At 51.5% G+C, this 20899-nt stretch carries 36 protein-coding genes; 4 read left to right on the top strand and 32 right to left on the bottom strand.

What is annotated here, in order from left to right:
* The 4 genes from K0H79_RS01220 to K0H79_RS01205 all read left to right on the top strand — a co-directional run bounded on the left by K0H79_RS01220 (position 1) and on the right by K0H79_RS01205 (position 2484).
* Positions 1-747 (top strand): heme ABC transporter permease, encoded by a 747-nt coding sequence (locus K0H79_RS01220; RefSeq protein WP_220066380.1) that lies wholly within the window; start codon positions 1-3, stop codon positions 745-747.
* Positions 747-947, top strand: a complete 201-nt coding sequence (gene ccmD / locus K0H79_RS01215; RefSeq protein ID WP_220066379.1) for a heme exporter protein CcmD — start codon at positions 747-749, stop codon at positions 945-947. The genes K0H79_RS01220 and ccmD overlap by 1 nt, the downstream gene beginning before the upstream one ends.
* Positions 944-1432, top strand: coding sequence for a cytochrome c maturation protein CcmE (ccmE, locus tag K0H79_RS01210; RefSeq protein ID WP_220066378.1), 489 nt, complete (start codon positions 944-946; stop codon positions 1430-1432). The genes ccmD and ccmE overlap by 4 nt, the downstream gene beginning before the upstream one ends.
* A gap of 209 nt (positions 1433-1641) precedes the next feature.
* Positions 1642-2484: an ABC transporter substrate-binding protein gene (locus tag K0H79_RS01205; RefSeq protein WP_220077038.1), complete on the top strand. Its 843-nt coding sequence runs from the start codon at positions 1642-1644 to the stop codon at positions 2482-2484.
* A 55-nt stretch (positions 2485-2539) separates the two neighbouring features.
* On the opposite strand, the gene rplQ is transcribed toward K0H79_RS01205, so the two are convergent.
* From rplQ to rpsL, 32 genes are all read right to left on the bottom strand, one after another.
* Positions 2540-2935 carry a 50S ribosomal protein L17 gene (gene rplQ, locus K0H79_RS01200; protein ID WP_220066375.1) on the bottom strand — a complete coding sequence of 132 codons (396 nt, stop codon included), beginning with the start codon at positions 2933-2935 and terminating at the stop codon, positions 2540-2542.
* A 39-nt stretch (positions 2936-2974) separates the two neighbouring features.
* Positions 2975-3964, bottom strand: a complete 990-nt coding sequence (locus tag K0H79_RS01195) for a DNA-directed RNA polymerase subunit alpha (RefSeq protein ID WP_011758359.1) — start codon at positions 3962-3964, stop codon at positions 2975-2977.
* Positions 3965-3988: 24 nt separating this feature from the next.
* The gene (gene rpsD / locus K0H79_RS01190; protein ID WP_011758358.1) at positions 3989-4609 is read right to left on the bottom strand and encodes a 30S ribosomal protein S4; all 621 of its coding nucleotides are present in this window, start codon (positions 4607-4609) and stop codon (positions 3989-3991) included.
* Between the two features lie 31 nt (positions 4610-4640).
* On the bottom strand, positions 4641-5033 hold the full coding sequence (rpsK, locus tag K0H79_RS01185) for a 30S ribosomal protein S11 (RefSeq protein WP_011758357.1): 393 nt from the start codon (positions 5031-5033) through the stop codon (positions 4641-4643).
* A gap of 14 nt (positions 5034-5047) precedes the next feature.
* Complete coding sequence (gene rpsM / locus K0H79_RS01180) at positions 5048-5404, bottom strand: 30S ribosomal protein S13 (protein WP_126169095.1); 357 nt, start codon at positions 5402-5404, stop codon at positions 5048-5050.
* Positions 5405-5518: 114 nt separating this feature from the next.
* Positions 5519-5632 carry a 50S ribosomal protein L36 gene (gene rpmJ, locus K0H79_RS01175; protein WP_011758355.1) on the bottom strand — a complete coding sequence of 38 codons (114 nt, stop codon included), beginning with the start codon at positions 5630-5632 and terminating at the stop codon, positions 5519-5521.
* Positions 5633-5653: 21 nt separating this feature from the next.
* Entirely contained in the window at positions 5654-6994 is a 1341-nt protein-coding gene (gene secY, locus K0H79_RS01170) for a preprotein translocase subunit SecY (RefSeq protein WP_011758354.1), read from the bottom strand.
* 7 nt (positions 6995-7001) lie between these two features.
* Positions 7002-7436, bottom strand: coding sequence for a 50S ribosomal protein L15 (rplO, locus tag K0H79_RS01165; RefSeq protein ID WP_011758353.1), 435 nt, complete (start codon positions 7434-7436; stop codon positions 7002-7004).
* 2 nt (positions 7437-7438) lie between these two features.
* A complete protein-coding gene (gene rpmD, locus K0H79_RS01160; protein WP_011758352.1) occupies positions 7439-7618 on the bottom strand; it encodes a 50S ribosomal protein L30 in 180 nt (59 codons plus the stop codon).
* A gap of 6 nt (positions 7619-7624) precedes the next feature.
* Positions 7625-8131, bottom strand: coding sequence for a 30S ribosomal protein S5 (gene rpsE, locus K0H79_RS01155; protein ID WP_203325704.1), 507 nt, complete (start codon positions 8129-8131; stop codon positions 7625-7627).
* A gap of 13 nt (positions 8132-8144) precedes the next feature.
* Complete coding sequence (gene rplR, locus K0H79_RS01150; protein WP_220066374.1) at positions 8145-8495, bottom strand: 50S ribosomal protein L18; 351 nt, start codon at positions 8493-8495, stop codon at positions 8145-8147.
* Positions 8496-8504: 9 nt separating this feature from the next.
* Positions 8505-9038 (bottom strand): 50S ribosomal protein L6, encoded by a 534-nt coding sequence (gene rplF, locus K0H79_RS01145; protein ID WP_011758349.1) that lies wholly within the window; start codon positions 9036-9038, stop codon positions 8505-8507.
* Positions 9039-9048: 10 nt separating this feature from the next.
* The gene (gene rpsH, locus K0H79_RS01140) at positions 9049-9444 is read right to left on the bottom strand and encodes a 30S ribosomal protein S8 (RefSeq protein WP_011758348.1); all 396 of its coding nucleotides are present in this window, start codon (positions 9442-9444) and stop codon (positions 9049-9051) included.
* Between the two features lie 24 nt (positions 9445-9468).
* Positions 9469-9774: a 30S ribosomal protein S14 gene (rpsN, locus tag K0H79_RS01135; protein WP_011758347.1), complete on the bottom strand. Its 306-nt coding sequence runs from the start codon at positions 9772-9774 to the stop codon at positions 9469-9471.
* Between the two features lie 11 nt (positions 9775-9785).
* Positions 9786-10325, bottom strand: coding sequence for a 50S ribosomal protein L5 (rplE, locus tag K0H79_RS01130; RefSeq protein ID WP_011758346.1), 540 nt, complete (start codon positions 10323-10325; stop codon positions 9786-9788).
* 12 nt (positions 10326-10337) lie between these two features.
* The gene (gene rplX, locus K0H79_RS01125) at positions 10338-10652 is read right to left on the bottom strand and encodes a 50S ribosomal protein L24 (protein WP_011758345.1); all 315 of its coding nucleotides are present in this window, start codon (positions 10650-10652) and stop codon (positions 10338-10340) included.
* A gap of 11 nt (positions 10653-10663) precedes the next feature.
* Positions 10664-11032, bottom strand: coding sequence for a 50S ribosomal protein L14 (gene rplN / locus K0H79_RS01120; RefSeq protein ID WP_011758344.1), 369 nt, complete (start codon positions 11030-11032; stop codon positions 10664-10666).
* Between the two features lie 170 nt (positions 11033-11202).
* Positions 11203-11451 carry a 30S ribosomal protein S17 gene (gene rpsQ / locus K0H79_RS01115; protein WP_011758343.1) on the bottom strand — a complete coding sequence of 83 codons (249 nt, stop codon included), beginning with the start codon at positions 11449-11451 and terminating at the stop codon, positions 11203-11205.
* Positions 11451-11642 carry a 50S ribosomal protein L29 gene (rpmC, locus tag K0H79_RS01110; RefSeq protein WP_011758342.1) on the bottom strand — a complete coding sequence of 64 codons (192 nt, stop codon included), beginning with the start codon at positions 11640-11642 and terminating at the stop codon, positions 11451-11453. Before rpmC ends, rpsQ begins: the two co-directional genes overlap by 1 nt.
* Entirely contained in the window at positions 11642-12052 is a 411-nt protein-coding gene (gene rplP, locus K0H79_RS01105) for a 50S ribosomal protein L16 (protein WP_011758341.1), read from the bottom strand. Before rplP ends, rpmC begins: the two co-directional genes overlap by 1 nt.
* A gap of 11 nt (positions 12053-12063) precedes the next feature.
* Positions 12064-12756 carry a 30S ribosomal protein S3 gene (rpsC, locus tag K0H79_RS01100; protein ID WP_011758340.1) on the bottom strand — a complete coding sequence of 231 codons (693 nt, stop codon included), beginning with the start codon at positions 12754-12756 and terminating at the stop codon, positions 12064-12066.
* Positions 12757-12769: 13 nt separating this feature from the next.
* Complete coding sequence (gene rplV / locus K0H79_RS01095; protein ID WP_011758339.1) at positions 12770-13102, bottom strand: 50S ribosomal protein L22; 333 nt, start codon at positions 13100-13102, stop codon at positions 12770-12772.
* Between the two features lie 15 nt (positions 13103-13117).
* Complete coding sequence (gene rpsS, locus K0H79_RS01090; protein ID WP_011758338.1) at positions 13118-13396, bottom strand: 30S ribosomal protein S19; 279 nt, start codon at positions 13394-13396, stop codon at positions 13118-13120.
* A gap of 15 nt (positions 13397-13411) precedes the next feature.
* Entirely contained in the window at positions 13412-14236 is an 825-nt protein-coding gene (rplB, locus tag K0H79_RS01085) for a 50S ribosomal protein L2 (RefSeq protein ID WP_220066372.1), read from the bottom strand.
* Between the two features lie 11 nt (positions 14237-14247).
* The gene (gene rplW, locus K0H79_RS01080) at positions 14248-14550 is read right to left on the bottom strand and encodes a 50S ribosomal protein L23 (protein WP_011758336.1); all 303 of its coding nucleotides are present in this window, start codon (positions 14548-14550) and stop codon (positions 14248-14250) included.
* Positions 14547-15152 (bottom strand): 50S ribosomal protein L4, encoded by a 606-nt coding sequence (gene rplD, locus K0H79_RS01075; protein WP_011758335.1) that lies wholly within the window; start codon positions 15150-15152, stop codon positions 14547-14549. The genes rplW and rplD overlap by 4 nt, the downstream gene beginning before the upstream one ends.
* A gap of 17 nt (positions 15153-15169) precedes the next feature.
* Positions 15170-15808, bottom strand: a complete 639-nt coding sequence (gene rplC / locus K0H79_RS01070) for a 50S ribosomal protein L3 (RefSeq protein ID WP_011758334.1) — start codon at positions 15806-15808, stop codon at positions 15170-15172.
* A gap of 28 nt (positions 15809-15836) precedes the next feature.
* On the bottom strand, positions 15837-16148 hold the full coding sequence (gene rpsJ / locus K0H79_RS01065; protein ID WP_011758333.1) for a 30S ribosomal protein S10: 312 nt from the start codon (positions 16146-16148) through the stop codon (positions 15837-15839).
* A 363-nt stretch (positions 16149-16511) separates the two neighbouring features.
* A complete protein-coding gene (gene tuf, locus K0H79_RS01060; RefSeq protein WP_011758321.1) occupies positions 16512-17696 on the bottom strand; it encodes an elongation factor Tu in 1185 nt (394 codons plus the stop codon).
* A gap of 83 nt (positions 17697-17779) precedes the next feature.
* The gene (fusA, locus tag K0H79_RS01055) at positions 17780-19876 is read right to left on the bottom strand and encodes an elongation factor G (RefSeq protein ID WP_011758332.1); all 2097 of its coding nucleotides are present in this window, start codon (positions 19874-19876) and stop codon (positions 17780-17782) included.
* 81 nt (positions 19877-19957) lie between these two features.
* On the bottom strand, positions 19958-20428 hold the full coding sequence (rpsG, locus tag K0H79_RS01050) for a 30S ribosomal protein S7 (RefSeq protein WP_220066371.1): 471 nt from the start codon (positions 20426-20428) through the stop codon (positions 19958-19960).
* Between the two features lie 79 nt (positions 20429-20507).
* Positions 20508-20882: a 30S ribosomal protein S12 gene (rpsL, locus tag K0H79_RS01045; protein WP_126169079.1), complete on the bottom strand. Its 375-nt coding sequence runs from the start codon at positions 20880-20882 to the stop codon at positions 20508-20510.
* Between the last annotated feature and the right edge of the window lie 17 nt (positions 20883-20899).

The raw sequence follows: 20899 nt of genomic DNA, 5'->3' as shown, positions 1-20899 counted from the left end.
ATGTGGAAGTGGTTACATCCTTACGCCGATCCCGAGCGTGCTTACAAGTTATCAGACAAACTCTTACCCTGGTTTGCCTTCCTGGCGTTAGCCTTTATCGCCACCGGCACCACCTGGGGACTGCTGTTTGCGCCGACGGACTATCAACAGGGCGACAGCTATCGCATCATCTTTATTCACGTGCCGGCGGCATCCATGTCGATGGCAGCATACATGGGGATGGCCACCGCCGCCTTTATTGGTCTGGTATGGCAAATCAAAGCGGCTGATTGGACCGCTGCGGCTATTGCGCCAATCGGTGCCGTAGTGACCTTTATTGCCCTCTTCACCGGCGCTACCTGGGGTAAACCCATGTGGGGCACCTGGTGGGTGTGGGACGCTCGCCTGACCTCTGAGTTGGTGCTGCTGTTCCTGTATTTGGGTGTGATTGCGCTTTACGCGTCTTTCGAAGATAAGGTACTGGCCGCCCGGGCCGCTGGCATCCTGGCGATTGTAGGTGTGATTAACATCCCCATCATTAAGTATTCAGTGGAATGGTGGAGCTCACTGCATCAGCCGTCCACGATTCGAATCACCGAAAAGTCCACCATGTCCAGCGACATGTTGTACCCTCTGCTCATTAACATTGTGGGCTTTGGCTTGATGATCGGTGCGTTGACCCTGATTCGATTCAAGGCCGAGATCCTGGCACGCAATGCAATGCGTCCCTGGGTGCGCGAGATGGCCCTGGCTCAAGGAGTTAAATAATGCAGTTTGAATCCTTTACTGACTTTATCAACATGGGAGGCTACGCCTTCTATGTGTGGCTGGCTTATGGGGTTACCTTCACCAGCCTCGCGACCCTCATCATTCTTAGCACGCGCCAAAAAAGCAAGGTGCTCACGGAAATCGCTAAGAAAATCGCTCGGGAAGAGCGCCTGAAAGAAAGCCGGAGCAACAAAGCATGAATCCAAGACGTAAGAAAAGACTGGCCCTTGTCGTGGGTCTGATTGGTGGCGTTGCGGCCGTGGCTTCTTTGCTGCTGTATGCACTGAACACCAACCTTAACCTGTTCTACACCCCAACCGAAATCGTCCACGGTAAAGCAGACACTGGTATCAGACCTGAAGTGGGCCAGCGTATTCGCGTGGGTGGTATGGTGACTGTTGGCTCCATGATACGTGACCCCGACAGCCTGCACGTTGAGTTTGCCGTGCACGATGCCGGCGGCGGTGAAGTGATTGTGACTTATGATGATCTGCTGCCGGATCTCTTCCGTGAAGGCCAGGGTATTGTAGCCCAGGGCGTACTGACCGAAGACGGTAAACTGCAGGCCAGTGAAGTGCTCGCCAAACACGATGAGAATTACATGCCGCCTGAAGTCGCTGAAGCCATGGGTAAAAACCATGAGAAGCTGGAATATACAGAGACACAGAAAGGCGGTTCACGCTAATCTCTTCGAAAGCCTCCACCCGGAGGCTTTCCTTTTAGTGGCACGACTATACTAGGAAGAGTCATTCACGGAGATGACATCATGTGCCGCTTCTTCATATTGCTCTGCAGCATTTTGCTCTCCCCGGCCTTTGCCGCTCGCGTCGCTATCATCGAAAGCTACCACGCCGACTACGCCTGGGACCAGCATACGTTCACGGAATTCAAGATGTGCTGGCCGGCCATCAGCTGGAACGTTTCCAGCTCGATACCAAACGCATGCAACGGGAAGACTATGAGAGGGCAGCAGACAGGGTCTGGTACGAGCTAAAGGCCTATGACCCTGAACTCATACTGATTGGTGACGATAACGCTTTCAGACTGCTATCAGCGCGGCTAAGCAACCAGAAAGTCCCGCTGGTATTCCTGGGACTTAACGGTGCACCAAGAGACTATGGACTCGAACAGTTCAGTGCCATCACCGGGGTGTTTGAGAGACCGTTACTGAAGCGGTCAGTGCTGTTTTTGAGCGCCGTGCTCAACAAAGAAGCACCACGGATATTAGTGCTATTTGACGCGTCCACTACCTCGACGGTGTCACACGAACACCTCAGTCAGCTGGAGCCTTATGTTAAGGTCGGCAATATTCATATCGATATACGTCTCGATAACCGCAGCGAAGTGTGGCGGGAACGGGTAAGCCAAGCGAAGGTGCAAGGCTACGATGCCGTTACCGTTGGCCTCTACCATACGCTCTCAGAACATGATGGCAGTTATACCGAGCCGGATGAAATGCTTGGCTGGATCCACGACAATACCTCTGTACCATCGTTTGGCTTCTGGGATTTCTCTATCGGCCCGAGGGGTAATGTAGGCGGCTTTGTGCTGGATGGATATGCCCACGGTAAAACCGCGGCCAGAATGGCTGAGCGGATTCTAAATGGCGAACCTGCATCGAGTATCTATCCTGTGATAGATGACAGTGGCCGTTGGCTGTTCAGCCGCAGTGGGATGAAAAAGTGGCAACTCAAAGTGCCTGAAGGGCTGGATGGGAAAATTGATTGGTTAGACTAGTTTGCAGACATAAAAAAACCGGACCCTAGGGTCCGGCTTTTTCGGTAACGCTCAATTACTCAGCAGCTTCAACTTCAACAGCTTGAGCAGTTTCTGGGCGACCAACCAGCTCGATGTAAGCCATAGGGGCTTTATCACCGGCACGCAGACCGCACTTCAGAATACGGGTGTAACCACCAGGACGCTCCTGGTAACGTGGACCCAATTCATTGAACAGTTTACCAACGACTTCTTGATCGCGGGTGCGAGCAAATGCCAAACGGCGATTTGCAACGCTATCACTCTTAGCGAGTGTAATCAGGGGCTCAACTACGCGACGCAGTTCTTTCGCCTTCACAGCGGTAGTCTTGATGATCTCGTGACGTACCAGTGAAGAAGCCATGTTGCGGAACATAGCCTGACGGTGGCTGCTGTTGCGGTTAAGTTGACGACCACTCTTACGATGGCGCATGACCTAATCCTTATAAACTATCTCTGTACCAATCCGGTATTACAGGTCGTCTGCCAAGCTGGCTGGAGGCCAGTTTTCCAGACGCATACCCAACGACAGACCGCGAGAAGCCAACACGTCCTTGATCTCGGTAAGAGATTTCTTACCCAGGTTAGGAGTCTTGAGCAGCTCAACTTCTGTGCGTTGAACCAGATCACCGATGTAATGAATCGCTTCGGCCTTCAAGCAGTTGGCCGAACGTACAGTAAGCTCTAAATCGTCGACAGGACGCAGCAGGATTGGATCGAACTCTGGCTTCTCTTCCTTCTGCTCTGGAACAGACACATCACGCAGTTCCACAAACGCATCCAGCTGTTCAGCCAGAATAGTTGCAGAGCGACGGATAGCCTCTTCAGGATCGATAGTACCGTTAGTGGTCATATCGATTACCAGCTTATCCAGGTCAGTACGCTGCTCAACACGGGCCGCTTCTACATTGTAGGCAATACGGGCAACCGGTGAGAAAGAAGCGTCAACCAGCAGGCGGCCGATTGGGCGATCGTCGTCTTCGTTCTGTGCACGGGCAGAAGCCGGCACATAACCACGACCACGCTCAACGCGGATACGCATGCTGATGTCATGATTACCGGTCAGATGACAGATAACATGATCAGGGTTGGCGATAGTAACATCACCATCATGGGTGATGTCTGCTGCAGTAACAGGGCCTGCGCCGGACTTGCTCAGAGTGAGCATAGCCTCGTCTTTGCCCTCAAGAATCACTGCCAAACCTTTCAGGTTCAACAAGATCTCGAGGATGTCTTCCTGAACGCCTTCCTTGCTGCTGTATTCGTGCAGTACACCGTCGATTTCAACTTCGGTGACCGCGCAGCCAGGCATGGACGACAGAAGGATGCGACGCAACGCGTTACCTAAAGTATGACCGAAACCACGCTCAAGCGGTTCCAGGGTAACTTTGGCACGAGTTGGGCTAACCTGCTCGATGTCCACGAGACGCGGTTTAAGAAATTCTGTAACAGAACCCTGCATTGTGTCCTCTCTTGTTTGTTAGCCTTACTTAGAGTAAAGCTCGACGATCAGCTGTTCGTTAATATCCGCAGACAAATCGCTACGCTCTGGCAGACGCTTGAAAGCACCTTCCATCTTAGCGGCGTCTACTTCAACCCAAGTAGGCTTCTCACGCTGGGCAGCCACTTCCAAAGCCGCTTTGATACGGGCTTGAGTGCGTGACTTCTCACGGATGCTTACTACATCATTCGCAGACACTTTGAATGAAGGGATGTTAACAACACGACCGTTTACCATAACAGACTTATGGCTAACCAGCTGACGTGCTTCGGCACGAGTTGAGCCAAAGCCCATACGATAAACTACGTTATCCAGACGGGTTTCCAAAAGTTGCAACAGGTTTTCACCGGTGTTGCCTTTCAGACGTGCAGCTTCCTTATAGTAGTTACGGAACTGCTTTTCCAGCACACCGTAAATACGACGAACTTTTTGCTTCTCACGCAGCTGAGTACCGTATTCAGACAGACGTGGCTTGCGCGCACCGTGCTGACCTGGAGCGGTTTCCAGCTTACACTTCGAATCAATTGCTCTCACACCGCTTTTCAGGAAAAGGTCAGTACCTTCCCGGCGGCTGAGCTTGAGCTTGGGACCCAAGTATCTTGCCATGTTCTTTCTCCAACTATCCTAACTAACGGCGTTACACGCGGCGCTTCTTAGGAGGGCGACAACCGTTGTGTGGGATCGGTGTCACGTCAGTGATGTTGGTGATTTTGTAACCAACAGCGTTCAGCGCACGAATGGCTGATTCACGACCTGGACCTGGACCCTTCACAAACACTTCAAGGTTTTTCAGACCGTAGTCCTGAGCGGCAACACCTGCACGCTCTGCTGCTACCTGAGCTGCGAATGGAGTAGACTTACGTGAACCACGGAAGCCTGAACCACCTGCAGTTGCCCAAGAAAGAGCATTACCCTGACGATCGGTGATAGTCACGATTGTGTTATTGAAAGATGCATGGATGTGAGCCATGCCATCGGCAACCTGTTTACGTACGCGCTTGCGCGGAGAACGTGATGGAACTTTAGCCATTTCTCACCTTCCCGTTACTTCTTGATAGGTTTACGTGGACCTTTGCGAGTACGCGCATTGGTCTTGGTACGTTGCCCACGCAGGGGCAGGCTGCGACGATGACGGAGGCCACGATAACAACCAAGGTCCATCAGACGCTTGATGTTCATGGAAACCTCACGACGCAAGTCACCTTCTACTGTGTATTTGGCAACTTCTTCGCGCAGGGTATCGATTTGAGCTTCGCTCAATTCCTTGATCTTGGCATCTTCAGCAATGGCAGTAGCGGCGCAAATGGCTTTTGCGCGAGTACGACCAACACCGTAGATTGCAGTCAAAGCGATGACTGCGTGCTTATGATCAGGAATGTTAATGCCAGCTATACGGGCCACTATGCACTCCTTAAGTTAAAGGCCACCTGTGAAAAGCCCGAAAGGATACTCGACAGGTGACAGTTTTGCAAACATTTTTTGGCCAGCCCTGTTACCAGGGACTGGCCAGATTTTTTAGCCTTGACGCTGTTTGTGTTTTGGTTCAACACAGATAACGCGTACAACGCCGCTACGCTTGATGATCTTGCAGTTACGGCAGATCTTCTTCACGGAAGCTCGAACTTTCATTTCACAACTCCGTAAACTAACTTATCGGCCAAAGCGATCGAGATTCGCTTTGTTGATAAGGTTAGCTTTCTTCATTACAGACTCATATTGATGAGACATCATATGGGTCTGAACCTGAGCCATGAAGTCCATGATCACTACCACCATAATCAGCAGGGAAGTACCGCCAAAATAGAACTGTACTTTCCAGGCGATGAGCATGAACTCCGGAATCAAACAGATAAAGGTAATGTATAACGCGCCTGCCAGAGTCAGTCGGGTCATCACTTTATCAATGTAACGCGAGGTCTGTTCGCCAGGACGGATCCCGGGAATGAACGCACCACTCTTCTTCAGGTTGTCTGCTGTCTCGCGTGGGTTAAACACCAGCGCGGTATAGAAGAAGCAGAAGAAGATGATCGCTGCTGCATAAAGCAGTGAGTACAGCGGCTGCCCAGGGCTAACGGCCAGCGAAATGTCGCTGAGCCAAGACAGGGCTTCATTCTGACCGAACCACTGAGCCAGGGTTCCAGGGAACAGAATAATGCTGGACGCAAAGATTGGGGGAATTACACCCGCCATGTTCACCTTCAGCGGCAAGTGAGTGGATTGGGCAGCAAAGATTTTATTCCCTTGCTGACGCTTGGCGTAGTTCACAACGATACGACGCTGGCCACGCTCCACAAACACCACGAAATAGGTGACGGCGAATACTATCACGCCAATCAACAACAATACCAATACGTTCAAATCACCTTGACGCGCCTGTTCGGCCGTTTGGCCGATAGCTGATGGCAGGCCGGCAACGATACCTGCGAAAATCAGGATCGAAATACCGTTACCAATGCCACGCTCGGTAATCTGTTCACCCAGCCACATCAGGAACATAGTCCCGGTAACCAAGCTTACGATCGCAACGAAATAGAACCCAAAACCTGGATTCACCACCAGACCTGGAACCAGGTTTGGCAGACCGGTTGCGATACCGACCGACTGGAATGTACCCAACACCAGGGTACCCCAACGTGTGTACTGACTGATTTTGCGACGTCCAGACTCACCTTCCTTTTTCAGTTCGGCAAGTGCGGGGTGCACTACAGTCAATAACTGCATGATGATCGATGCCGAAATGTACGGCATGATACCCAATGCGAATATTGAGGCACGCTCAAGGGCACCACCCGAGAACATGTTAAACATGCCCAGGATGGTTCCCTTCTGTTGAGCAAACAGCTCTGCTAATACAGCTGCGTCAATACCAGGAATTGGTACAAATGAACCGGCACGAAACACGATAATTGCACCAATCACGAACAGGAGACGGGCTTTCAGTTCTGACAGACCGCCCTTCGCGCTTTTTAAATCAAGTCCTGGTTTTGCCATCGACGTATTATTCCTCGATCTTTCCGCCAGCAGCTTCAATAGCTGCGCGTGCACCTTTGGTTACCTTCAGACCTTTAACGGTCACTGGGCGCTCAATGGTACCTGAAAGAACGACTTTCGCAAACTGGATGTTGCGAGTTACTACGTTCGCATCTTTCAGTGCGTTCAGGTCGATAACATCACCGTTAACTTTTGCCAGTTCGCCGAGGCGAACTTCAGCAGTTACCATAGAAACACGAGAGGTAAAGCCGAACTTAGGCAGACGGATCTTAAGTGGCATTTGACCACCCTCGAAGCCAGGGCGTACACCGCCACCGCTACGAGATTTTTGACCCTTGTGACCGCGACCAGCGGTCTTGCCCAAGCCAGAACCAATACCACGGCCTACACGCTTAGGAGCAGACTTCGCGCCTACGGCAGGAGAAAGTGTGTTCAGACGCATTATCAGTCCTCCACCTTAACCATGTAGTAGACCTTATTGATCATACCGCGAACAGCTGGAGTATCTTCCAGTTCAACGGTGTGACCAATGCGACGCAGACCCAGGCCAGTCAGAGTGGCCTTGTGCTTTGGCAGACGGCCAATGGCACTTTTGGTCTGAGTTACTTTGATAGTTTTAGCCATGATGCATTACCCCCGAATTTCTTCGACGCTCAGACCACGCTTGGCAGCAACCTGCGCTGGTGACTTCATGTGCGTCAGAGCATCAACAGTCGCGCGAACGATGTTGATCGGGTTAGTGGAACCGTAGGCTTTAGACAGTACGTTATGAACGCCTGCTACTTCCAATACGGCGCGCATCGCACCACCGGCAATAATACCGGTACCCTGAGACGCTGGCTGCATGTAAACACGCGAACCGGTGTGACGTCCCTTAACTGGGTGGTGCAGAGTGCCTGCGTTCAGTTCTACAGTCACCATGTTACGGCGAGCCTTTTCCATTGCCTTTTGAATGGCAGCTGGAACTTCACGGGCTTTGCCGTAGCCGTAGCCAACACGACCGTTACCATCACCCACTACAGTCAATGCAGTGAAGCTGAAGATACGACCGCCCTTAACTACTTTAGAAACACGGTTTACTGCAATCAGTTTCTCTTGCAGATCGTCTTTCTGCTGCTGAGCTTCTACTTTAGCCATTGTAATAAACCCCTTAGAACTGGAGGCCAGCTTCACGAGCGGCGTCTGCCAAGGCAGCAACACGACCGTGATACTTGAAGCCAGAACGATCGAACGCAACTACAGTTACGCCCTTCTCGACGGCGCGCTCGGCGATGGCTTTACCCACGGCCTTGGCGGCATCCACGTTACCGGTAGCCTTCAGAGCTTCCTTGATTGATTTCTCAACAGTAGAAGCCGCTGCAACAACCTGAGCTTCAGGATTGATCACCTGAGCGTAGATGTGACGGGGGGTACGATGTACCACCAAACGGTGCACGCCCAGCTCTTGGATCTTCTTGCGAGCGCGAGTAGCGCGGCGCAAGCGAGATGATTTCTTGTCCATAGCGTTACCTTACTTCTTCTTAGCCTCTTTACGGCGTACTTCTTCGTTAGCGTAGCGAACACCTTTGCCCTTGTAAGGCTCTGGTGGACGATAGCCACGAATCTCAGCAGCCACTTGACCAACCAGTTCTTTGTCGATAGAACGCAGAACGATTTCGGTTTGGCTTGGGCATTCAGCAGTAACGCCAGCAGGAAGTTTGTGTACCAGTGGGTGAGAGAAACCCAGAGACAGGTCGACGTCGCTACCGGCCACTTTGGCACGATAACCTACACCAACCAGCTGCAGCTTCTTCTCAAAACCCTGAGATACACCAACAACCATGTTGTTGATAAGAGCGCGGGCAGTACCAGCTTGAGCCCAGGCGTTAACAACGCCTTCTACGGGGGCAAACTTGATAGCGCCATCTTCAACAGTCACTGCAACAGCGCTGTTGATTACGCGAGTCAGAGTACCTTTGCCGCCTTTAACGGTGATTTCCTGACCATTTAAGGTCACCTCTACGCCGGCAGGAATAGATACAGGTGCTTTTGCTACACGAGACATTCCTAGCTCCTTATGCTACGTAGCAGATAACCTCACCACCCATGCCAGCGAGGCGGGCGGCACGATCAGTCATCAGGCCTTTAGAAGTGGAAACGATTGCGATACCCAGGCCACCCATCACTTTTGGCAGTTCGTCTTTACCTTTGTAAATACGAAGACCAGGACGGCTTACGCGCTGGATAGTCTCAACAACTGGACGGCCCTGGAAGTACTTCAGAGTAACTTCCAGCTCGGCTTTATTGCCTTCAGACGCAACAGCGTAGTCGGTGATGTAACCTTCGTCTTTCAGCAGCTTAGCGATAGCTACTTTCAGTTTAGCGGAAGGCATCTTCACAGATACTTTGTTAGCAGCCTGGCCGTTACGGATACGGGTCAGCATATCCGCAATAGGATCTTGCATGCTCATATTAGCTTTCTCCGTGACAAGTGCTTACCAGCTGGCCTTACGCAGACCAGGAACTTCACCACGCATGGTAGCTTCACGCAGCTTGATACGGCTCAGGCCGAACTTGCGCAGGAAACCATGTGGGCGACCAGTTTGATTACAACGGTTACGCTGACGCGCGGCGCTGGAATCACGTGGTAAAGCTTGCAGCTTCAGAACAGCGTCCCAACGAGCATCGTCGGAAGACTCTGGGCTGTTGATGATAGCTTTCAGAGCAGCACGCTTTTCAGCATACTTAGCCACGAGAGCTGCACGCTTGGCTTCGCGTGCCTTCATTGAAGTTTTTGCCATTACGCTACCCCTTATTTCTTGAATGGGAAGTTAAAAGCGTCCAGAAGAGCACGACCTTCCTCATCGTTCTTGGCGGTTGTGGTGATCACAATGTCCATACCACGAACGCGATCGATCTTGTCATAGTCGATCTCAGGGAAGATGATTTGCTCACGCACACCCATCGCGTAGTTACCACGGCCGTCGAACGACTTAGCGCTCAGACCACGGAAGTCACGGATACGAGGGATTGCGATATCCAGCAGACGCTCAAAGAATTCCCACATACGCTCACCGCGCAGGGTTACTTTGCAGCCAATAGGGTAGCCTTCACGGATTTTGAAACCAGCAACTGATTTGCGAGCAACAGTTACCACTGGCTTCTGACCAGCAATTGCAGTCATATCACGGACAGCATTTTCCATGATTTTTTTGTCTGCAACAGCTTCGCCAACACCCATGTTCAGGGTGATTTTCTCAATCCGAGGGACTTGCATGACACTGGTATAACCGAACTTTTTAGACAGTTCAGCGATAACAGTCTCTTTGTATTTATCATGCAGTTTCGCCATCGTTTACTCCAGTTACTTAACGAGTTCACCATTCGATTTGAAGAAACGTACTTTCTTACCGTCTTCAAATCGGAAACCTACACGATCCGCCTTGCCAGTAGCAGGGTTAAAGATCGCCACATTTGATACTTGAATCGCAGCTTCTTTCTCTACGATGCCACCAGTGATACCCAGTTGTGGGTTCGGCTTGGTGTGCTTCTTAACGAGATTGATGCCTTCAACAACTACCTTGCCGGTAACCAGTACGCGAGTCACTTTGCCACGCTTACCTTTGTCTTTACCGGTCAGTACAATCACTTCGTCTTCACGACGGATTTTTGCTGCCATTTTGAAGCTCCTTACAGTACTTCTGGTGCCAGCGACACAATCTTCATGAATTGCTCAGTACGCAGTTCACGTGTCACAGGTCCAAAGATACGAGTACCAATCGGCTGCAGGTTGTTGTTCAGAAGAACAGCTGCATTCCGATCGAAGCGAATGACAGAACCGTCTGGACGACGTACGCCTTTCTTAGTACGGACTACCACCGCGTTATACACATCACCTTTCTTCGCTTTAGCGCGAGGAATGGCTTCTTTAACAGAAACCTTGATGATGTCGCCGATACCGGCATAACGACGATGAGAGCCACCCAAGACCTTAATACACTGAACTCTGCGAGCGCCACTGTTACATGCGACGTCCAGAGTCGATTGCATTTGGATCATTTTAAGTGCTCCGCTATCGTTACTTCACAAACCCCTGTTCGGGGCATTAACTAACCATTTCGATCCGAAAACAGACAAAAATGGCGCGCAAGTATAACACCGTTAAATTTGAAAGAACAGTGCTAAAAACAAACGGCCCCGAAAAGGGGCCGTTTTTCTCCAGGCTAAAATTAAGCCTTAGAAACTACGTCTACCAGGGTCCAGGACTTGGTCTTGGACAGAGGACGACATTCGCGAATGGTCACGATATCGCCTTCGTTGCACTGGTTCAGCTCGTCGTGGGCGTGGATCTTGGTTGTACGCTTGATGAACTTACCATAGATTGGGTGTTTCACCAGACGCTCAACAGCCACAGTAATGGACTTGTCCATCTTGTTGCTGGTCACACGACCCTGCAAAGTACGGATTTTGTCAGACATTATGCACCCGCCTTAGAAGTAATAATGGTCTTAACACGCGCAATGTTACGGCGCACTTGCTTCAGCTGGTGAGTTTGAGCCAGCTGGCCAGTGGCGTGTTGCATACGCAGGTTAAACTGCTCACGCAGCAGACCAAGTAATTCAGCGTTCAGTTCTTCAACGCTTTTTTCTCTCAGTTCGCTCGCTTTCATTACATCACCGTCTTAATTACAAAGGTAGTCTTGATAGGCAGTTTGGCAGCGGCCAGACCGAAGGCCTCACGGGCCAACTCTTCGGACACGCCATCCATCTCATAGAGCACCTTACCAGGCTGAATCTGGCATACCCAGTATTCAACGTTACCTTTACCTTTACCCATACGCACTTCGAGAGGCTTAGCGGTAATTGGCTTGTCAGGGAAGACACGGATCCAGATCTTACCTTGACGCTTAACATGACGTGTCATTGCACGACGCGCAGACTCGATCTGACGGGCTGTCAGGCGACCACGGCCAACAGCTTTCAGACCAAAAGTACCGAAACTTACTTCAGTACCTGCAGCCAGACCACGGTTGCGGCCTTTGTGCATCTTGCGGAACTTCATACGTTTTGGTTGCAGCATTGCCGGCTCTCCTATTTACCACGAGGCTTGCGCTTAGGTTGCTGCTGTTTCGGCTCTTCTACCTGAGGCAGCATGCCGTCCAGAACTTCACCTTTGAAGACCCAAACTTTAATGCCGATCACACCGTAGGTGGTGTGACTCTCAGAAGTAGCGTAGTCGATATCAGCACGCAGTGTGTGCAGAGGCACACGACCTTCACGGTACCATTCGGTACGCGCAATCTCAGCGCCGCCGAGACGGCCACTAACTTCAACTTTGATACCTTGTGCACCGATGCGCATGGCGTTCTGTACAGCGCGCTTCATAGCACGACGGAACATTACGCGACGCTCCAGCTGTTGGGCGATAGAATCGGCAACCAGCTTAGCGTCCAGCTCAGGCTTACGGATCTCAGCGATGTTAATTTGGGCAGGAGTGCCAGAAATCTTGGCAACTTCAGCGCGCAGTACTTCAACATCTTCACCCTTCTTACCGATCACAACGCCTGGACGGGCAGTGTGGATGGTAACGCGGATGCTTTTCGCTGGGCGTTCAATCACGATCTTGGAAACTGATGCGGCTTCCAGTTTCTTTTCCAGAAACTTACGCACTTCCCAGTCGCTGTGCAGGTTATTTGCATAATCTGACTTATCGGCGTACCAGGTAGAGATCCAAGGCTTGGTGATACCCAGACGGATACCATTAGGATGTACTTTCTGTCCCATTGCTCTCTATCTCCTAGCGATCTGATACAACCACAGTGATGTGGCTGGTACGCTTGATGATACGATCAGCACGGCCTTTGGCACGTGGCATGATGCGCTTCATAGTTGGGCCTTCGTCAACGAAAACCTTGGCGATTTTCAGATCGTCAATGTCAGCGCCTTCGTTGTGCTCGGCGTTGGCGATAGCAGAATCAACGACTTTCTTAACCAGTACGGCGGCCTTTTTAGGGCTGAAAGTCAGAATCTCCAGGGCCTTGGCAACAGGCAGACCGCGGATCTGATCAGCGACCAGGCGAGCCTTCTGAGGCGACGTACGGGCAAAACGATGTTTAGCTAAAACTTCCATCTTAAGTCTCCCGTATTAGCGCTTCTTCGCTTTCTTATCAGCAGCGTGGCCGCGATAAGTGCGAGTTGGTGAAAACTCACCAAGCTTGTGACCAATCATTTCGTCAGTAACGAACACAGGTACGTGCTGACGCCCATTATGGACAGCGATGGTCAACCCAATCATTTGTGGGATGATCATAGAGCGGCGAGACCAAGTCTTGATAGGCTTTTTGTCACCGGCTTCCACCGCTTTCTCTACCTTCTTCAGCAAGTGCAGGTCGATAAATGGACCTTTCTTGAGAGAACGTGGCATGGCGAATCCTCTTAATTACTTAGTACGACGACGTACAATGTACTTGTCGGTGCGTTTGTTGCTGCGAGTCTTGTAACCCTTGGTTGGAACACCCCAAGGAGTTACTGGGTGACGGCCACCAGAAGTACGGCCTTCACCACCACCGTGTGGGTGATCTACTGGGTTCATGGCAACACCACGAACTGTTGGGCGTACACCTCTCCAACGCTTGGCACCAGCTTTACCCAGCTGACGCAGCATGTGTTCGGCATTACCCACTTCGCCCAGAGTAGCGCGGCAGTCTACAGGCACTTTACGCATTTCGCCGGAGCGCAGACGCAGAGTGGCGTATTCGCCGTCACGAGCTACTACCTGAACGTAAGCACCAGCAGAACGAGCGATCTGGGCGCCTTTGCCAGGCTTCATTTCCACAGCGTGAACAACAGAACCCACAGGGATGTTGCGCAGTGGCAGAGCGTTACCGGTCTTGATGTCTGCATCAACGCCAGAAACGACTTTGTCGCCAGCCTGCATGCCTTTGGCAGCCAGGATGTAACGGCGCTCACCGTCGGCATACAGCACCAGAGCGATGTTGGCGGTACGGTTTGGATCGTACTCCAGACGCTCAATCTTACCTGGGATACCGTCTTTGTTACGCTTGAAATCGATCAGACGGTAGTGTTGCTTGTGACCACCACCAACGTGACGGGTAGTGATACGACCAGTGTTGTTACGACCACCGCTCTTGGACTTCTTGGCCAGCAGGCCAGCGAAAGGCTTGCCCTTGTGCAGATCGCTGTTAACGATCTTAACAACGCCACGACGACCTGGAGAAGTAGGCTTACACTTAACAATTGCCATGGGTGTTCTCCTTACGCTTCAGCGCCAACGAAGTCGATGTCAGCACCGGCAGCCAGAGTCACATAGGCTTTTTTCCAATCGCTACGACGGCCTACACGGGCACCGTGACGCTTGGTTTTGCCTTTGTTGATCAGGGTGCGCACACCAGCAACTTCAACTTCGAACAGTTTCTCAACGGCAGCTTTGATTTCACTCTTGGTGGCATCGATAGCTACACGGAAAACTACAGTGTTGGTCTTCTCAGCAACCACGGTGCTCTTTTCAGAGATGTGTGGTGCCAGGATAACTTTCAGTAAACGCTCTTCGCGGATCATGCCAGCATCTCCTCGATTTGCTTCACAGCGTCAGCAGTTACCAGAACCTTGTTGAACGCGATCAGGCTTACTGGATCCAGACCTGCTACGTCACGCACGTCAACCTTGTACAGGTTGCGGGCAGCCAGGAACAGGTTCTCATCAACTTCTGCAGTCACAATCAGCACGTCTTCCAGGTCCATAGCTTTCAGCTTGGCCTTCAGCTCTTTAGTTTTAGGAGCTTCAACGGCGAACTGTTCAACTACAACCAGACGCTCTTGACGTACCAGCTCGGACAGAATGCTCATCAGAGCGCCGCGGTACATCTTCTTGTTTACTTTTTGGCTGTGATCTTGGGTTTTAGCAGCGAATGTTACGCCACCACCACGCCACAGTGGACCTTTGATACCGCCGGCACGAGCGCGACCGGTACCTTTCTGGCGCCATGGCTTTTTGCCAGTGCCAGTGATTTCAGCGCGAGTCTTCTGAGCACGAGTGCCCTGACGCGCGTTCGCAGCGTAAGCTACAACTACCTGATGAACCAGTGCTTCGTTAAAGTCACGGCCGAAGGTAGTCTCGGAAACTTCAAGAGCGCGAGAGGCGTCTTTCAATACCAATTCCATTACTATCTCCTCAGACCTTATGCTTTAACAGCTGGCTTGATGATCAGGTCGCCGTTAGTAGCGCCTGGAACGGCACCCTTAACCAGCAGCAGGTTACGCTCAACATCTACACGTACTACGTCCAGATTTTGAGTGGTAACGCGCTCAGCGCCCATATGACCTGACATCTTTTTGCCTTTGAATACACGACCTGGCGTCTGGTTCTGACCGATAGAACCGTTAGCGCGGTGTGACAAAGAGTTACCGTGAGTCATGTCCTGAGTACGGAAGTTCCAGCGCTTAACACCGCCCTGGAAGCCTTTACCTTTGGATTGACCAGTCACGTCAACTTTCTGAACGTCAGCGAAGATCTCTACATTCAGCTCAGCACCAACTTCAATGCCTTCGCCTTCACCTTCGCCCAGACGCATTTCCCACAGACCACGGCCGGCTTCAACGCCTGCCTTGGCAAAGTGGCCAGCTTCTGGCTTAGTAACGCGATGGGCTTTTTTGGCACCAGTTGTAACTTGAAGTGCGCGATAACCGTCGTTTTCCAGAGTCTTCACCTGGGTTACGCGGTTGGCTTCTACTTCGATTACAGTAACAGGGATAGACACGCCATCTTCGGTGAAGATGCGGGTCATGCCCACTTTACGACCAATAAGACCGATAGCCATCTCTACAAACCTCTTATAAGGATCTCTGTTAACCCAAGCTAATCTGGACATCAACGCCAGCAGCGAGATCCAGACGCATCAGTGCGTCAACGGTTTTCTCAGTTGGCTCAACGATGTCAACCAGACGCTTGTGAGTACGCAGTTCGTACTGGTCACGAGCATCTTTATTAACGTGCGGAGAGATCAAAACGGTGAAACGCTCTTTGCGAGTAGGCAGTGGGATAGGACCACGAACCTGAGCGCCAGTGCGCTTAGCAGTTTCAACGATTTCCGCAGTGGACTGATCGATCAAACGATGATCAAATCCTTTCAAGCGGATACGGATTCTTTGGTTCTGCATTGACCAGAGCTCCTAAAATGAACACATAAAAAATCACCCTCTAGCCATTTCCCATCCGGGAAAGACAGAGCGAGATGATTTAACCGTTCGACCCCCAATCGGGGTCGCTGTAGTAGTTACCATGGCTTAAAGCCCGGTCAACTATGTCGCTAACCTGAGTTTGCGAGCGGCTTATTATACACGGCCGGCAGGCAGGATCAAGTCAGTTGCGCAATTCGTCGACAGTTTTCTGTCGTAACGTAAGTAGCGGGGCATTATACGGACTTTTGCACAAATTACCAGCCTTTTATGCACAGCGCCAAACTCTGCTGAATCCCAATAAAAAAGGCGACCCTGAGGTCGCCTTCTTCCAAGTCTACGAGATTACTCGTGGATCTTGGCTACTACACCAGCACCTACTGTGCGGCCGCCTTCACGGATAGCGAAGCGCAGGCCTTCGTCCATCGCGATTGGGCAAATCAGGGTGACAACCATCTTGATGTTGTCGCCTGGCATTACCATCTCTACGCCTTCTGGCAGTTCGATGGTACCGGTCACGTCAGTTGTACGGAAGTAGAACTGTGGACGGTAGCCTTTGAAGAATGGAGTGTGACGACCACCTTCTTCTTTAGACAGTACGTATACTTCTGATTCGAACTTGGTGTGTGGCTTGATGGTGCCTGGCTTGGACAGAACCTGACCACGCTCAACTTCATCACGCTTGGTACCACGCAGCAGGATACCGCAGTTCTCACCGGCACGACCTTCGTCCAGCAGCTTACGGAACATCTCAACGCCGGTACAGGTAGTCTTGGTGGTATCTTTGATACCTACGATTTCTACTTCTTCACCAACTTTGATGATACCGCGCTCTACACGACCTGTTACTACAGTACCACGGCCAGAGATAGAGAATACGTCTTCGATTGGCATCAGGAATGCTTTGTCGATAGCACGCTCTGGCTCAGGGATGTAAGAATCCAGGGCCTCGGCCAGCTCGATGATCTTGCCTTCCCATGCAGCGTCGCCTTCCAGCGCTTTCAGAGCAGAACCCTGAATTACTGGCAGGTCATCACCTGGGAAGTCGTATTCAGACAGCAGTTCACGAACTTCCATCTCTACCAGTTCCAGCAGCTCTTCGTCATCTACCATGTCACACTTGTTCATGAACACGATGATGAAAGGTACACCTACCTGACGAGACAGCAGGATGTGCTCACGAGTCTGTGGCATTGGGCCGTCAGTCGCAGCTACTACCAGGATAGCGCCGTCCATCTGGGCAGCACCGGTGATCATGTTTTTAACATAGTCAGCGTGGCCTGGGCAGTCTACGTGGGCGTAGTGACGAGTAGGAGTGTCGTACTCGATGTGAGAGGTGTTGATGGTAATACCACGCTCACGCTCTTCTGGGGCGTTGTCGATCTGAGAGAAGTCCTTCGCCTCACCACCGTAGGTCTTAGCCAGTACGTGAGAGATAGCAGCGGTCAGAGTGGTTTTACCATGGTCAACGTGACCGATGGTGCCCACGTTTACGTGGGGTTTAGTACGTTCGAATTTAGCTTTAGCCACGATATATTCCTTTCTTTTCAGAAATACCCGTCAATACGAGCGGGCAATATCAGTTAATATAACAGTTACACCCTTGCTGGACATCAGCTGCGGGCTTCAATAACTGCCTTTGCTATGTTCTGCGGCGCGTCGGCGTACTTAAAGAACTCCATGGAGTATGACGCACGACCCTGAGTTGCAGAGCGCAAATCAGTCGCATAACCAAACATTTCAGACAGAGGCACAACGGCATGGACTATCTTAACGCCACCGACGCCATCGTCCATACCTTCAATCAGACCACGACGACGGTTCAGATCACCTACTACGTCACCCATGTAGTCTTCAGGGGTAGTTACCTCTACCTTCATGCAAGGCTCGAGCAACACAGGGTTCGCCTCGAGCGCGCCCTTTTTGAAGCCCATTGAACCTGCAACTTTGAAGGCCATTTCGTTCGAGTCCACATCGTGGTAGGAGCCATCGAACAGGGTGACCTTCACGTCCAGCACAGGGAAGCCGGCGAGTACACCGTTCTTCATCTGCTCCTGGATACCCTTGTCAACGGCAGGGATGTATTCCTTGGGAACCACACCACCCACGATTTCGTTGACAAATTCATAGCCGGCGCCATCTTCGTTGGGCTCGATACGCAACCAGACATGACCAAACTGGCCACGACCACCGGATTGACGTACGAACTTACCTTCGGCTTCGACTTTGGCACGGATAGTTTCGCGGTAGGCCACCTGAGGCTTACCCACGTTACACTCGACGTTAAATTCGCGACGCATACGGTCAACGATAATGTCCAAGTGTAGCTCACCCATACCAGAAATCAGAGTTTGACCAGACTCAGCGTCAGTCTCAACCCGGAAAGACGGATCTTCAGCAGCCAGCTTTTGCAGCGCGATACCCATCTTGTCCTGGTCGGCCTTGGAGCGCGGCTCCACGGCAATCGTGATCACAGGCTCTGGAAACTCCATACGTTCCAGGACCACCTTATTGTCTGAATCACACAGGGTATCACCCGTAGTAACTTCTTTCAGACCAATAGCGGCGGCAATATCACCGGCACGTACTTCTTTGAGTTCAGTACGATCGTTGGCGTGCATCTGCACGATACGACCAATACGCTCACGCTTTTGCTTGACCGAGTTGTACACGGAAGCGCCGGATTCCAGCACACCGGAGTACACACGGATAAAGGTCAAGGTACCCACGAATGGGTCAGTAGCAATCTTGAATGCCAGCGCGGAGAAAGGCGCGTTGTCGTCAGCGTGACGCTCAACTTCTTTCTCGTAATCATCGATACCCTTAATGGCGGGCACATCGACAGGAGCTGGCAAGTACTCAACAACGGCATCCAGCACTGCTTGCACGCCTTTATTCTTGAAGGCACTGCCACAGGTGGCCAGAACGATTTCGTTGTTGATAGTACGCTGGCGCAGTGCGGCCTTGATTTCAGCTTCGGTCAGCTCGCCTGTTTCCAGGTACTTTTCCATCAGCTCTTCAGTCGCTTCGGCGGCACTCTCTACCAGGTACTCGCGCATCTCAGTGGCTTTATCCAGGAGATCCGCAGGAATATCTTCATAGGTGAAGGTCATCCCCTGGTCCGCTTCGTTCCAGTTGATGGCTTTCATCTTGATAAGGTCAATCACGCCTTTAAAGTGTTCTTCCGCACCAATGTTCAATTGGATAGGGACACAGGTCGCCCCCAGACGCTTACGGATCTGGTTGCATACGCGATCGAAATCAGCACCGGCACGGTCCATCTTGTTAACGAACACCATGCGTGGCACGCCGTACTTGTTGGCCTGACGCCATACAGTCTCTGACTGAGGCTCAACGCCTGAGGCGCCACAGAAAACCACGACGGCACCGTCGAGTACGCGCAAAGAGCGCTCTACTTCAATGGTGAAGTCAACGTGTCCGGGGGTGTCGATGATGTTGATGCGGTGTTCGGTGAACTGAGCGTCCATACCGCGCCAGAAGGTGGTTACGGCAGCCGAGGTAATGGTAATACCACGTTCCTGCTCCTGAACCATCCAGTCAGTGGTCGCGGCACCATCGTGTACTTCACCGATTTTATGAGACAGGCCAGTGTAAAACAGCACACGCTCGGTGGTGGTAGTTTTGCCTGCATCAACATGAGCACAAATACCGATGTTACGGTAACGCTCAATGGGAGTTGTACGAGCCACGATAATAATCCTCTATACCGGAAAGACTTCCGGCAAAATCCGTAGTGGCGAGGACAGCCGAGGCTGTCCTCGCCATTTTTATTACCAGCGGTAATGAGCGAACGCTTTGTTCGCTTCGGCCATGCGGTGAACGTCTTCACGTTTCTTCACTGCAGTGCCTTTGTTGTCGGATGCATCCAGCATTTCGCCGGCCAGACGCAGAGCCATAGATTTTTCACCACGCTTACGAGCAGCTTCAACCAACCAGCGCATCGCCAGAGCGTTGCGACGTACTGGACGGACTTCACAAGGAACCTGGTAAGTAGAACCACCAACACGGCGGGACTTAACTTCAACAGAAGGACGAACGTTGTCCAGAGCAGCTTCCAGGATCACCAGGTGATCGGCGCCTTTCTTCTCGGCAACTACATCCAGAGCCTTGTAAATGATTTTTTCAGCGACGGACTTCTTACCGTCTTGCATAATGACGTTGATGAACTTAGCCAGCAACTCACTATTGAACTTTGGATCAGGCAGGATCTTGCGCTGACCTACTACGCGACGTCTTGGCATAACAATTCTCCGTATGCTTCAGGTATTTCCAAAACTGGAAGTATTAAAAAAAAGCTTGGCCTTACTTAACGGATAACCATTAAGACTTAGGACGCTTGGCACCGTACTTAGAACGAGCCTGGCGGCGAGCGTTCACACCAGCACAGTCCAGAGCGCCACGAATGGTGTGATAGCGAACACCTGGCAGGTCTTTAACACGACCGCCACGGATCAGGATCACACTGTGCTCCTGCAGGTTGTGGCCTTCACCGCCGATGTATGAAGTAACTTCAAAACCGTTGGTCAAACGCACACGAGCTACTTTACGCAGTGCAGAGTTTGGTTTCTTAGGGGTGGTGGTGTACACACGAGTACAAACACCACGCTTCTGTGGGCACGCTTCCAGCGCTGGCACGTTAGTCTTGTCGACTTTAGGTGCACGTGGCTTACGTACCAACTGATTTACAGTTGCCATTTATTGCTCCGTTTAGT

Source organism: Shewanella sp. FJAT-52076 (genome assembly GCF_019457455.1).
Lineage (GTDB): Bacteria > Pseudomonadota > Gammaproteobacteria > Enterobacterales > Shewanellaceae > Shewanella > Shewanella zhangzhouensis.
Note: the sequence above shows the minus strand (reverse complement) of the source record. Positions and strands in the feature narration are given on the sequence as shown.